General features: G+C 54.1%; 13 protein-coding genes and 1 tRNA gene. 1 reads left to right on the top strand and 13 read right to left on the bottom strand.

Annotation, left to right across the window (positions count from 1 at the left end):
• Nucleotides 1-7: 7 nt before the first annotated feature.
• From ACFDAU_RS07175 to ACFDAU_RS07155, 5 genes are all read right to left on the bottom strand, one after another.
• Nucleotides 8-1,930: an ATP-dependent DNA helicase gene (locus tag ACFDAU_RS07175; protein WP_413439520.1), complete on the bottom strand. Its 1,923-nt coding sequence runs from the start codon at nucleotides 1,928-1,930 to the stop codon at nucleotides 8-10.
• 167 nt (nucleotides 1,931-2,097) lie between these two features.
• A complete protein-coding gene (locus ACFDAU_RS07170) occupies nucleotides 2,098-2,829 on the bottom strand; it encodes an RNA polymerase sigma factor FliA (protein WP_124705697.1) in 732 nt (243 codons plus the stop codon).
• A 302-nt stretch (nucleotides 2,830-3,131) separates the two neighbouring features.
• Nucleotides 3,132-4,565 (bottom strand): threonine synthase, encoded by a 1,434-nt coding sequence (thrC, locus tag ACFDAU_RS07165; RefSeq protein WP_413439519.1) that lies wholly within the window; start codon nucleotides 4,563-4,565, stop codon nucleotides 3,132-3,134.
• A 45-nt stretch (nucleotides 4,566-4,610) separates the two neighbouring features.
• Nucleotides 4,611-5,924 carry a homoserine dehydrogenase gene (locus ACFDAU_RS07160; protein WP_413439288.1) on the bottom strand — a complete coding sequence of 438 codons (1,314 nt, stop codon included), beginning with the start codon at nucleotides 5,922-5,924 and terminating at the stop codon, nucleotides 4,611-4,613.
• Nucleotides 5,925-5,944: 20 nt separating this feature from the next.
• The gene (locus tag ACFDAU_RS07155; protein WP_413439287.1) at nucleotides 5,945-7,180 is read right to left on the bottom strand and encodes a pyridoxal phosphate-dependent aminotransferase; all 1,236 of its coding nucleotides are present in this window, start codon (nucleotides 7,178-7,180) and stop codon (nucleotides 5,945-5,947) included.
• 140 nt (nucleotides 7,181-7,320) lie between these two features.
• On the opposite strand from ACFDAU_RS07155, the gene ACFDAU_RS07150 reads away from it, so the two are divergent.
• Entirely contained in the window at nucleotides 7,321-7,704 is a 384-nt protein-coding gene (locus ACFDAU_RS07150; protein WP_413439286.1) for an Mth938-like domain-containing protein, read from the top strand.
• 23 nt (nucleotides 7,705-7,727) lie between these two features.
• Here ACFDAU_RS07150 and yrfG read toward each other — a convergent pair whose 3' ends face one another.
• From yrfG to ACFDAU_RS07110, 8 genes are all read right to left on the bottom strand, one after another.
• Nucleotides 7,728-8,378 carry a GMP/IMP nucleotidase gene (gene yrfG, locus ACFDAU_RS07145; RefSeq protein ID WP_413439285.1) on the bottom strand — a complete coding sequence of 217 codons (651 nt, stop codon included), beginning with the start codon at nucleotides 8,376-8,378 and terminating at the stop codon, nucleotides 7,728-7,730.
• A gap of 6 nt (nucleotides 8,379-8,384) precedes the next feature.
• Entirely contained in the window at nucleotides 8,385-9,311 is a 927-nt protein-coding gene (rpoS, locus tag ACFDAU_RS07140; RefSeq protein ID WP_413439284.1) for an RNA polymerase sigma factor RpoS, read from the bottom strand.
• Between the two features lie 2 nt (nucleotides 9,312-9,313).
• The gene (locus ACFDAU_RS07135) at nucleotides 9,314-10,297 is read right to left on the bottom strand and encodes a peptidoglycan DD-metalloendopeptidase family protein (RefSeq protein ID WP_413439518.1); all 984 of its coding nucleotides are present in this window, start codon (nucleotides 10,295-10,297) and stop codon (nucleotides 9,314-9,316) included.
• 4 nt (nucleotides 10,298-10,301) lie between these two features.
• Nucleotides 10,302-10,964, bottom strand: coding sequence for a protein-L-isoaspartate(D-aspartate) O-methyltransferase (locus ACFDAU_RS07130; protein ID WP_370685771.1), 663 nt, complete (start codon nucleotides 10,962-10,964; stop codon nucleotides 10,302-10,304).
• On the bottom strand, nucleotides 10,961-11,704 hold the full coding sequence (surE, locus tag ACFDAU_RS07125; RefSeq protein ID WP_413439283.1) for a 5'/3'-nucleotidase SurE: 744 nt from the start codon (nucleotides 11,702-11,704) through the stop codon (nucleotides 10,961-10,963). The genes ACFDAU_RS07130 and surE overlap by 4 nt, the downstream gene beginning before the upstream one ends.
• 67 nt (nucleotides 11,705-11,771) lie before the next feature.
• Nucleotides 11,772-11,848, bottom strand: a tRNA-Pro gene (locus ACFDAU_RS07120).
• A gap of 55 nt (nucleotides 11,849-11,903) precedes the next feature.
• Nucleotides 11,904-12,278: a MerR family transcriptional regulator gene (locus ACFDAU_RS07115; protein ID WP_413439282.1), complete on the bottom strand. Its 375-nt coding sequence runs from the start codon at nucleotides 12,276-12,278 to the stop codon at nucleotides 11,904-11,906.
• Nucleotides 12,256-12,561 carry an integration host factor subunit alpha gene (locus tag ACFDAU_RS07110; RefSeq protein ID WP_124705706.1) on the bottom strand — a complete coding sequence of 102 codons (306 nt, stop codon included), beginning with the start codon at nucleotides 12,559-12,561 and terminating at the stop codon, nucleotides 12,256-12,258. Before ACFDAU_RS07110 ends, ACFDAU_RS07115 begins: the two co-directional genes overlap by 23 nt.
• Nucleotide 12,562: the final 1 nt, after the last annotated feature.

Here is a 12,562-nt window from a genome sequence, read left to right as displayed (position 1 = left end):
GCATTGGTTACCGAGCAAAAAAGCCCAGCACTTCCGTGAGTGCGCGGCTGCGCCGCATTGGCGGCAAGCTTTGCCAGATGCGCCGTCCGTAAGGCTTGGAAAGCAGACGCGGATCGCAGATCATCAATACGCCGCGGTCAGCTTCGTCGCGAATCAATCGGCCTGCTCCCTGTTTGAGGGTAATCACCGCATGGGGAAGCTGATATTCCATAAAGGCGTTCCCTCCGGATTGATTGATATGGCTGATACGCGCGGCCAGCACCGGATCATCCGGCGGGGAAAAAGGCAGCTTATCGATCACCACCAGTGACAGCGCTTCTCCCTTAACGTCCACACCCTCCCAGAAACTCTGACTGCCGAGCAATACAGCATTGCCAAGCTGACGAAAACGCTCAAGCAGTTCGGTACGGGATTGCTCGCCCTGCATAAGAATGGGATATTCCAGCGCTCTTTGTTCGAAGGCCTGTTGCAGCAGTCCATGTGCCTCTTTCATCGCGCGTAACGAGGTAAACAGCAGAAAGGCCCTGCCTTGACTGGCGGCAATTACCGGCAATGCTGCCTCGACTACGGCACCGGTATAAGCCGGCGTGTTGGGCTCGGGCATATCCGGGGGGACATAGAGCATAGCCTGTTGGCCATAATCGAATGGACTGTCCCAGGACACACTGGTCGCTTCCATGAGCCCGAGCTGCTTGCGGTAATGGGAAAAATCGCCTTTCACAGACAGCGTTGCTGAAGTAAAAATCCAGGCGCGTGCACTTCCCTCGATCTGTTTCTTGAATATCTCTGCCACCGACAGCGGGGTGGTATTGAACCCCAATGCGTGACTGAATACTTCCACCCAGCGCACACTCTCAGCAGGGGTTGGCTGCTGCCATTTGGCATACATGTTTATCAATTCGCGTGCGCGCTGCCAGCAGCTCTCCAGGCCCGGTGCACGTTGCGCTTGCGTTTCCAGGTGCGCCACCAGTTCATCCAGAGCAGCGCCCGCCTCGACAAAAGCCGCTTCAAACCCGCTGCGGTCGCGCACTTTCTCCAGCGGCCAGCGGCCGCTATCCTCACTGAATATCAAACGCAAATCGCGTGCTGCCTTGTCCAGCTTTTTCGCTGCCTCGGGGAGTGCTGCGTAATCCTTGCACGACTGCACCGCTTCCAACCGGGCATCCCGTGCCAACTCGACCAACTGACCGGTAGTCAGGGTTTCTCCAAAGAATAGTCCGGCAGTTTCAGGCAGCTGATGTGCTTCATCAAATATTACTGTATTGCATGCCGGCAGCAGCTCTGCAACACCTTCATCACGCAGCCAGACATCCGCAAAAAACAGATGATGATTGACCACGACAATATCTGCCTCAAGCGCTTTTTTGCGTGCTTCCAATACAAAGCATTTTTTGTGATGCGGGCAATCACCGCCCAGACAATTTTCCCGGCTTGAAGTGACGTAACGCCAGATGTTGGCATCTTCGGCCACGCCATGCAGTTCTACCTTGTCACCACTGCGACTGGATTCAGCAAAACGGTTCACTTGCTCGAGATGCGCCACGTCTTCACGCGACATGAAGCGCCCTTCTTCACGTGCACGTTCCAGATGGTAGTGACAGACATAATTGGCCCGACCCTTGAGGAGTGCCACAATGGCAGGCACTTTAAGAGCATTCCGTACATTAGGCAGATCGCGCCGATAGAGTTGGTCTTGCAGGTTTTTAGTGCCGGTAGAAATGATGACTTTGCCGCCCTGCAGCAATGCAGGGGCAAGGTAGGCGAGGGTTTTTCCGGTCCCGGTGCCGGCTTCGGCGATGAGTACGCCACGTGACTCGATGGTCTGTCCAATGGCCTTGGCCAGTTCCAGTTGTTGCGCGCGTTCCCGGTAACCTGGAATTGTTGCTGCAAATACGCCCTCGGCGCTGAATACGGTTGCCAGGTCGTTCATCATGTATGGCTATTCGGATAAGCGTGCATGTTAGCACGCCGTATACCCAACTTCACCTGCCAATACGCCTTTGGCACATATGAAAACCCGGCTAAATTTCGGAAACCTACTACAGATCCGGGACAAACCCCGGTTGAAGCAAATCCACAGTTTTTTAAAGATATCCTTTAAATATCGGCAACCCAGGTCTGGATACGCAGCATGGCACGGATGCGTGTGACTGCCTGGCCATGTAACTGGCATACCCGCGATTCGGAAACACCCATTACCACGCCGATTTCCTTGAGGTTCATTTCCTGCTCGTAATAGAGCCCCATCATCTGTTTTTCGCGCTTGGGAAGGCGTCCGATGGCGTCAATTACTGCGCCACGAAAACCATTATCGATCATGCTTTGCAGGGGGTCGCTGGAAGTATCCATATGATTCCGGTCGAGGAAATTGGAGTGTCCTCCGGCTTCATGGAAATCTTCGTAATAGAGCAATTGGTGTCCACCGCCTTCGCACAGCATAAGCTGGTACTCGGCCAGGGTCAGTTTGAGATGTTTGGCAATTTCGGTCTCGCGCGGAGCCCGTCCCAGACGTTGCTGCAGCGCGCTGATTGCCACTTCTATTTTGCGCATATTCTGACGTGCGGTACGCGGCATCCAGTCATTGCTGCGCAACTCATCCAGCATGGCGCCGCGAATACGTTGCACGGCATAGGTTTCAAACTGTGCGCCGTTGGTTTCTTCATAGCGATTCACCGCATCCAGCAGGCCGATCATTCCGGCCTGTACCAGATCGTCCATTTCGACGCTGGGCGGCAATTTCGCTTTCATGTGATAAGCCAGGCGCTTGACCAATAGGGCATGCTGCGCAATATGGTTATTTTTGCTGGCGATTTCAGTGATGGCTGGCATGATTAAATCCTCCCTCTGGATTAAATCGGACACAGATCAGGGCTGGGGTAAAACGATAGGATGTCGTTGGCACGCTACTGGCAGCACAAACGATACGGTGCACAGCGCGGCATATCGCATTCAGGATCATTTCCTTCCCCCCTTACACGTCTCGATTCAGTTTGCCAGTGGGTTCACTGGTTGTATGAATATTGACGTTAATCCCAGGAACTGCAAATCAGCGTAGCTCGGTATTTTTCGTAGGTAACTGCGGCGGTCTTTCTGTAAGTGTTTGTCTTACATTGTCAGTATTTTTGGCCGCCTCATTTCACCGCATGCAACGCTACATAACTTTTTATTATTTCCACATCCGCCGCCATTACTTCAAAACGCTGAGGCAGGCGTTCCAGGTCCTCCATGCTTGCCGGGCGTTCTGGATTACGCCCAAGCGCCTCTTGTATGGCGTCTTCGAATTTGACTGGTAATGCAGTTTCCAGACACAGCATCGGCGTGCCCGGCTCATGATATTCCAGCGCGACTTTGAGACCGTCCGCGGTATGTGTATCAATCATCACGCCGTATTTTTCCCAAGTATCGCGAATGGTTTCCATGCGGCTTGCGTGATTGCTGGAACCGGATACCAGCCCGTAATCTGCCACCTTTTCGAACAAGCCTTCCTGGTTCAGATCAAATGCGCCGCCGTGGTCCACTTCACCCCACCACTTACGCAATTGGGTTCCGTCGCGCCCGCTCAGGTCAGCGACAAAACGCTCGAAGTTGGAGGCCTTCGAGATATCCATTGACGGACTGCTGGTATGGTAGGTATTTGCTGCGCCGCGTGGGCGATAAACGCCGGTTTTGAAAAATTCATCGAGCACATCGTTTTCATTGGTGGCCACAATCAGGTGTTTGATCGGCAGCCCCATCATGCGCGCAATATGCCCCGCACAAACATTGCCAAAGTTGCCCGATGGCACCGAGAAATTCACCTGTTGGTCATTGCTGTGCGTTGCCGCAAAATAGCCCTTGAAGTAGTACACGATCTGCGCGGCCACGCGTCCCCAGTTAATGGAATTGACCGCGCCGATTTTGTATTGTGTCTTGTATGCATGATCGTTGGACACTGCCTTGACGATGTCCTGGCAGTCATCAAACACACCCTCAACGGCAATATTGAAAATATTGGGGTCTTGCAGCGAAAACATCTGCGCGGTCTGAAAGCGGCTCATCTTGCCGTGCGGAGACAGCATGAACACACGGATGCCGCGTTTGCCGCGCATGGCGTATTCGGCCGAGGATCCGGTATCGCCGGAAGTAGCCCCGAGAATATTGATGTTCTGGCCAGCTTTATCGAGCACATACTCGAACAGGTTGCCCAGCAATTGCATGGCCATGTCCTTGAACGCCAGCGTAGGACCATTGGACAGGCATAGCAGGTGCAAACCGGGTTCCAGGGTATGCAACGGTGTGATGTCTGCAGCGTTTTCGTCTGGGCGTGTGTTGCAGTACACCTCGGCGGTATAGGTCCTGTTGATGATGGCGCGCAGATCTTCAGCGGGAATGTCGTCGGCATAACGCGACAAGATTTCGAACGCCAGTTCGCGGTAATTCATACCGCGCATACGTTCCAAATCATCGAGAGAAAACTGCGGATAGGTCTCCGGCAAATACAAGCCACCATCAGGCGCGAGACCGCCCAGCAATATTTCGCTAAATGTTTGTGCAGGCGCTTTGCCGCGCGTGCTGATATAACGCATGACCATGGTATTTACCTCAGAAGCCCTTTTGCCAGCCTTGCGAAACTATTTGCCCAGTTGTTCAACGCGAATCCGTGCAATTTTTCCGCAAATCGCCGGGAGTGCCTCGATTTTCGCCATCGCTGCGTTGATGTTCTTCTCCATACTTTGATGTGTCAGCATGATGATGTCCACTTGCTCCTCACCCTCATGCGGTTCTTTTTGCATCATCGCATCGATCGAGATATCCAGATCGGCCAGAATACGCGTTACATCGGCCAGTACGCCTGGCTTGTCCAGCGCGCGTAGACGCAAGTAATAGGCAGTGCGCACTTCATCCATCGGCAGAATGGGCTCGTCGGAGAGTGCGTCCGGCTGAAACGCCAGGTGGGGCACGCGATTATGCGGATCGGCGGTATGCATGCGGGTAACGTCAACCAGATCGGCTACCACCGATGAGGCCGTAGGCTCTGCCCCGGCTCCGGCACCATAGTACATCGTTGCCCCCACCGCATCGCCTTTGACCAGAATGGCGTTCATCGCGCCATCCACATTGGCGATCAGGCGTCGTGCCGGGATCAGCGCGGGATGGACGCGCAACTCGATACCTTTTGCGGTACGCTTGGTAATGCCCAGCAGCTTGATGCGGTAGCCCAGTTGTTCGGCATACTTCACGTCATCGCCGGTGAGTTGGGTAATGCCCTCGATGTAGGCGCGGTCGAATTGCATGGGAATTCCGAAAGCTATCGCCGACATGATGGTGAGCTTGTGTGCGGCGTCCACACCTTCCACGTCAAAGGTGGGATCGGCCTCGGCGTAGCCCAGGCGTTGTGCTTCTTTCAACATTTCGTCGAAGCCGGCTCCCTTATCGCGCATCTCGGTCAGGATGAAATTGGTTGTGCCATTGATGATTCCGGCTATCCATTCGATACGATTGGCGGTGAGGCCCTCGCGGATTGCCTTGATGATGGGGATACCACCGCCGACAGCTGCCTCGAACGCGACCACTACGCCTTTTTTCTGCGCTGCGGCGAAGATTTCTGTACCGTGGTTGGCGATTAGCGCTTTATTGGCGGTGACCACATGCTTGCCGTTTTCGATCGCCCTCAGGATCAGCTCTTTGGCTGGGCTGATCCCACCCATCATTTCGACCACGATGTCGATATCCGGGTTATCCACCACTGCAAACGGATTATCAGTGAGCACCAGACCGGCCGATGCATAGGGCTTTGCCTTGTCGAGATCGCGCACTGCGGCCATCGTCACACGAATCTCGCGTCCGGCGCGACGGGTGATTTCTGCCGCATTACGACGCAACACGGTAAGCGTTCCGCCACCGACCGTGCCCAGACCCAGCAGGCCTACATTCATTGGTTTCATTACGGTTTTTTCCATTATTGTCAGTTTGCGGTGCCGTGTTGTTTGCGATAGCTTTCGAGGTAACGCGCAATGCGTTCGATCGCTTCGCGCAGATGGTCTTCATGAGGCAGGAAGACCACGCGAAAATGATCCGGCTGGTGCCAGTTGAAACCACTGCCCTGCACTACCAGAACGCGTTCTTTTTCCAGTAGATCAAGGATAAAATCCTGATCATTCTGAATCGGATAGACCTTGGGATCGAGACGCGGGAATAGATACAGCGCCGCTTCCGGCTTGACACAGCTCACCCCGGGGATGGCGGTGAGCAGATCCCAAGCCAGGTCGCGCTGACGGGTAAGGCGACCATCGGGTGCCACTAGATCATTGATACTCTGATATCCACCCAACGCAGTCTGTATTGCATACTGGCCCGGCACATTTGAGCACAGGCGCATCGACGCCAGGATGCCCAGGCCCTCGATATAATCCAGTGCATGGCGTTTGTCACCGGATATCACCATCCAGCCCGCACGATAGCCACAGACGCGATAATTCTTGGACAAGCCATTCAATGTGACACACAGCACGTCCTCGGCCACCGCAGCGATAGAGGTGTGGCTGCGGCCATCATAGAGAACCTTGTCGTAAATCTCGTCTGCGTAAATGATGAGTTGATGCTGACGGGCGATTTCCACAATCTCCCTGAGCAACTCCGCTGGATAGAGCGCACCGGTAGGATTGTTCGGGTTTATCACTACAATGGCGCGGGTGTGGGGTGTGATCTTGGCGCGAATATCCGCCAGATCAGGCATCCAGCCAGCGCCTTCGTCGCAAATATAGTGACGCGGCGTGCCGCCTGCCAGACTGACTGCTGCTGTCCACAATGGGTAATCCGGGGCCGGCACCAAAACCTCATCACCGGTATTGAGCAGGGCCTGCATGGCCAGCACTATCAGCTCGGATGCCCCATTGCCGATGATGATGTCATCAATTTGTACCCCGGCGATATTTTTGCCCTGGGTGTAATGCATAATCGCTTTGCGTGCTGCGAACAATCCTTTGGAATCGCTATACCCCGATGCATTGGGTAGATTGACGATTACATCCTGGATGATTTCTTCGGGCGCATCGAAGCCAAACGGCGCCGGATTGCCGATATTCAGCTTGATAATGCGCTGCCCCTCCTCCTCCATCTGCTTGGAACGGGCAAGCACAGGACCGCGGATGTCATAACAGACATTTTCCAGCTTGGAAGATTTGCGTACCGGTCGCAACATAGGTGCCTCTGTAATTTTCAAGGTGATGGCCCGTAATAATCTTTTTCGGAGGAGTTCCGAAAAGCGGCGCATTGCTGCACTGGCTTCAAAATGTATAATCTTACCCGAGCGCAAGCCCCCGCCGCAATTGGAGAACCAGCTTGAAGTTCCACCTCACCCAACCTGAAGGTCTAAACCTGTTCACAGGCTATGGCAACGACTTTGTCAATATCAATGGTCAGCGTTTTGATGCGCCCAGTCTGGTCGTCACGCCCGACGAAATTATCGAGGATTGGCGCGTAGGTGATTTCTCCCAGCTCAATGAAAATCACTTTCAGGCACTCCTCGCTCTCAAACCGGAAATCGCCTTGCTCGGCACCGGCACATCATTGCGCTTTCCCCACCCACGTTTATCAGCCTGCCTGACCAACGCAGGTATTGGCCTCGAAGTCATGGACACCGGCGCAGCATGTCGCACTTACAACATCCTTGTGGCGGAAGGACGGCGCGTGGTGATGGGGCTATTGATTGGCATGAGTGCATGATTTATGGCAATCGGCTGTAATACTCAGGGCATGATGTCATTAAAACCCGCAATTGCACGAAACTCTTCCACATCCTTGCATTCTTCTTTGCTGTCCGGCTTGTATATCGCCAGCAAATACGCAACGCCGTAACTTTGAGCCGAACGTAATACCGGCAAGCTGTCATCCACCAGCAGAGTTCTTGCCGGATCATAAGGTTCGGTACTTTGTAGCGCGTGCCAGAAATCCGGATGCTCTTTGGGCAGGCCGATCTGGTGAGAGGTAATCATCGCATCGAAATGGATATCGAGGCGGGTGCGCTGCATTTTCAAGGTGAGACTTTTATGATGGGCGTTGGTAACCAACGCGACACGTTTGCCGGCGGCGCGGATGGCCTGCAAAAACTCCGGGACCTGCGGATGGATTGCAATGAGGTGCTGGACTTCCGTTTTCAGCCTGGCGATATCGAGTTGGAGTTCGCGGCTCCAGAAATCCACACAGTACCAGTTGAGCGTGCCAAGATGTCGCTGGTATCTTCGGGCCAGATCAGCGTGCGCATCGGCCAGCGGAATGCCATGCAATTCGGCATAACGCCGCGGGACATGCTGGCGCCAGAAAAAATTATCGAAGTGCAGATCCAGCAAGGTCCCGTCCATATCAAGCAGGACGGTATCGATCACCTGCCAGTCAAGCATGCCTGTTCACAACAGCGCATCCTTGTTAAAACCATTGCGTTTCAGCATACGCCGCAATTGGTGCAGTGCTTCCATCTGGATTTGGCGCACGCGTTCACGGGTGACATCAAGGCTGGCTGCCAACTGTTCCAAAGTGTGTACGTCGTGTCCACCCAGTCCGAAACGCCGTTCAATGACCCAACGCTGCTTGTCATTCAGATCTCTCAGCCACTGACGCACGAAAGTTTCCGTTTCCGCATGCTCGAGCATATCTTCCGGCAGTTCGCTGTTGTCATCAGCAATGGCTTCTCCGATAGATAAACTGGGATCAATATCGAGCGGGGCATCGAGCGATGCCACACGGTCATTCAATCGCAGCATGCGCCGCACCTCTTCAATCGACAGCCCGACCAGATGCGCAATATCTTCGTCACTCGGATCGCTGACACCATGCTTTTCCAGATGACGACGCGCTCGCAAAATGACATTGAGTTCCTTGATGACATGCACCGGCAGGCGGATAGTGCGCGACTGATTCATGATGGCGCGCTCGATATTCTGCCTTATCCACCATGTGGCATAGGTCGAAAACCGGAACCCACGTTCCGGTTCAAATTTTTCCAGGGCATGAATCAGTCCGAGGTTACCTTCTTCGATCAGATCCAGCAGGGCCAGTCCGCGATTGGCGTAATGCTTGGCGATATTCACTACCAGTCGCAGATTGTGTTCGATCATTTTCTGGCGGGCATCAAAATCACCCGCACGGGCAAACTCCGCCAACTGGCGTTCCTCAACGGGACTGAGCAGTGCGTTATGGCCAATCTCGTTGAGATACATCTGCGTCACATCGGTATGCAGGTCTTCAGTCAGCCCCGGCTCGATATCCGGCACTTCGGGCTGGAGTTTGTCCTCCTGGATGCCGCCGTAGTCTTCCTGCTCGTTGTCGTCGTGCATCGCTATTTTTGTGCCCCGGGAAGATATGTCATCGGATCAACCGGCTTACCCATTTTTCTGATTTCAAAATGCAGCTCGACTTGATCAGCATCGCTGTCACCCATTTCGGCAATTTTCTGCCCACTTACAACTGTCTGTCCCTCTTTCACCAGAACCAGTTGATTGTGTGCATAAGCACTTAAATAAATCGGGTTATGTTTAATAATAACCAGCTTGCCATAACCGCGCAAACCTTCCCCGCTATATACCACTTTTCCTGATGCGGCGGCGAATATGGCTTGACCTGCTTTGCCCGCGATATCAAGTCCCTTGCTGTTTTTGGCCTCGTCAAACCCGGCGATGACCCGGCCTTGTGTCGGCCAGATCCAATCTATGCCGCTATCATTGCTTGCGTTGGCTCCCTGGGTCGTTTTGGGTTGCACACCGGCCGCTTCAGTTACCGTACCAGGGGCAGCACTCGGCGTAGCGGAGGGAGCTGGCTGAGCAGTCCCGGTTTGCTCAAGTTGAGCCAACGCTGCACTAGAGTAAGGTAATTTGACTGCCTTGGGTTGAGTAATCAATACCGTGCTGCTTGCTACCTGGGCCTGCGGTAACGGTTCAATTTTGAGGGGGATAGTCTGAACAGTTGATTCTGTTGAAGTTGAAGTGGTTTGAGCTGCAGCACTCTCTGGCTGCGGCGGAGTCAGCTTCAATACCTGCCCGATATGGATCAGGGAATTGTCAGGCAATGCATTCCAATTCACCAGATCACGATAGTCCAGGCCATATTCCAGTGCAATGCTATAAAGCGTGTCGCCTTTTTGCACGGTATGGGTAGCTGGTCGGCCACCAGGCAGCCTTGCAATGCCCACTGAAGACTTGGCAATATTGTTTGCGCCAGTCCGTGTGCCATCTACCACGGGTGCTGACCGTTGCGTGGCGCATCCGCCCAAAATCAGGATCACAGCAAGCGGATAAACGGGGAACCGAAGCTTGCCAATTAGCATCACGTCAACGCACTCCCGGCAACAGTGGAACAAAATGAACCATTTCCAGAACCTTCTCCTGAAAACCTTCCGAGGTGCGCTCGATCAGCACCATTTGCTGCGTTTCACCGATGCCGCGCGGCAATACCATCCGTCCGCCTTCCGCCAATTGTTCCAATAAAGCTTGCGGCGGTACGGGAATGGCTGCGGCGAGGATAATGCCATCGAAAGGCGCCACATCTTTTAACCCAATGCTACCATCGCCATGTTTAAGTTTGATATTGCCGATACGCAGTTCGCGTATGGTACGCCGCGCGCGTCCGAGCAGCGTGGCAATACGTTCAACCGAGTAGACTTCGCGAGCCAGTTTGGCCAGTACTGCGGCCTGATATCCACAGCCGGTACCGACTTCCAGCACGCGCTGCAGATCGGCGCCGCCACGCAGCACTTCGATCATGCGTGCAACGCTATAGGGGCTGGAAATCGTTTGGCCAAAACCTATCGGTAATGCACTGTCTTCATAAGCCCGAATGGACAATGCTTCATCCACAAAGATATGTCGTGGCACCATCCCCATCGCAGTCAGGACGTTATTGTCCTTGATCCCCTGTGCACGCAAACGTTCAACCATGCGCGCACGGGTACGCTCGGAGGTCATGCCAATACCGCTGTGACGCGTCACACTCATGCCTTCAGCCATGCCTGCAGAGGTTCCAATTGACTGAACTGGGTGAGATCCATCTGCAATGGCGTGATCGATACGCGTTTTTTCGCCACTGCATGGAAATCAGTGCCCTTGCCTGCGTCCTGCGCTGCACCAGCCGCGCCTACCCAATATACCGTCTGGCCGCGCGGATTGCTTGATCTGACTACCGGTTCGGCCTTGTGGCGACGCCCGAGGCGGGTGATTTCGGTTCCTTTCAAATCCTGGTAGGGGACATCCGGCACATTCACATTGAGTAGCAGCGGCTCCGCAAAAGGACGTGCCATGACGCGCTGCGCGAGCTCACTGGCAACGCGCGCAGCGGTGGCATAATTGCCCGCCGAATAGCTCGCCAGGGATATCGCCAATGAGGGTACGCCCAGTAAAAAACCCTCGGTGGCGGCCGCTATGGTGCCCGAATAAATTGTGTCGTCGCCCATGTTGGCACCGTGATTGATGCCTGAAATGACCATATCAGGAAGATGATCCAGCATCCCGGTGACCGCAAGATGAACACAATCTGTAGGGGTGCCATTGACATAATAAAACCCCGTGCTCGCCTGTCGCAGCATGAGCGGACGATCCAGAGTGAGCGAATTGCTGGCGCCACTACGGTCCCGCTCGGGAGCGACTACCGTAATGTCTGCGATGTGTGAGAGGGTATCCGCCAGAATGGCGAGACCGGGTGCGAAGTAACCATCGTCGTTGCTCAACAAAATGCGCATAGTGGACGATTACTCTGAAATTCCCGAGAATTGCTTTCTAAAAAGGTGTGGCACCTGAGTTTGGTTCTGGTCGGGGCGAGAGGATTTGAACCTCCGACCACTTGCACCCCATGCAAGTACGCTACCAGGCTGCGCTACGCCCCGAAGGCCGCGATTATAGCAGAGTCTGTAGCGACACGCCAAAGCAAAAGCTAAAAAATCACACGCGCAACAACTCTACAATCGCCATCATTTCGCGGCGCAGTTCGGCATAATCCGCTGTGGATTTAGTCACGGTGGGTGCAGCCTCGGCGGCATCGGCAGTAGCCAGCACATCCAGACGATGGCGTGCGCCATTGATCGTGAACCCCTGCTCATACAACAGTTCGCGGATACGTCGAATCAGCAGCACTTCGTGGTGCTGGTAGTAGCGCCGGTTACCACGCCGCTTGACGGGTTTGAGTTGACCGAATTCCTGTTCCCAGTAACGCAACACATGTGGTTTCACCCCACACAGCTCGCTGACTTCGCCGATAGTGAAGTAACGCTTGGCAGGAATCTGCGGCAGCTGACTAGTTGGCTGATGTTCCGCCATGTGCATCTTCTACCTGCGATTTAAGTTTCTGGCTGGCGTGAAATGTCACCACTCGACGTGCAGTAATAGGCATTTCCTCGCCGGTTTTTGGATTGCGCCCAGGGCGTTGCGGTTTGTCACGCAACTGGAAATTTCCAAATCCGGAAAGCTTAACGGTATCTCCAGTTTCCAGTGCGACGCGTATTTCTTCAAAAAACGACTCCACCATGTCTTTGGCTTCACGTTTATTTAGTCCAACTTTTTCGAACAGCATGTCTGCCAGTTCTGCCTTGGTCAGGGTCATG

This window comes from Sulfuriferula sp. GW1, from assembly GCF_047300855.1.
GTDB lineage: Bacteria > Pseudomonadota > Gammaproteobacteria > Burkholderiales > Sulfuriferulaceae > Sulfuriferula.
Note: the sequence above shows the minus strand (reverse complement) of the source record. Positions and strands in the feature narration are given on the sequence as shown.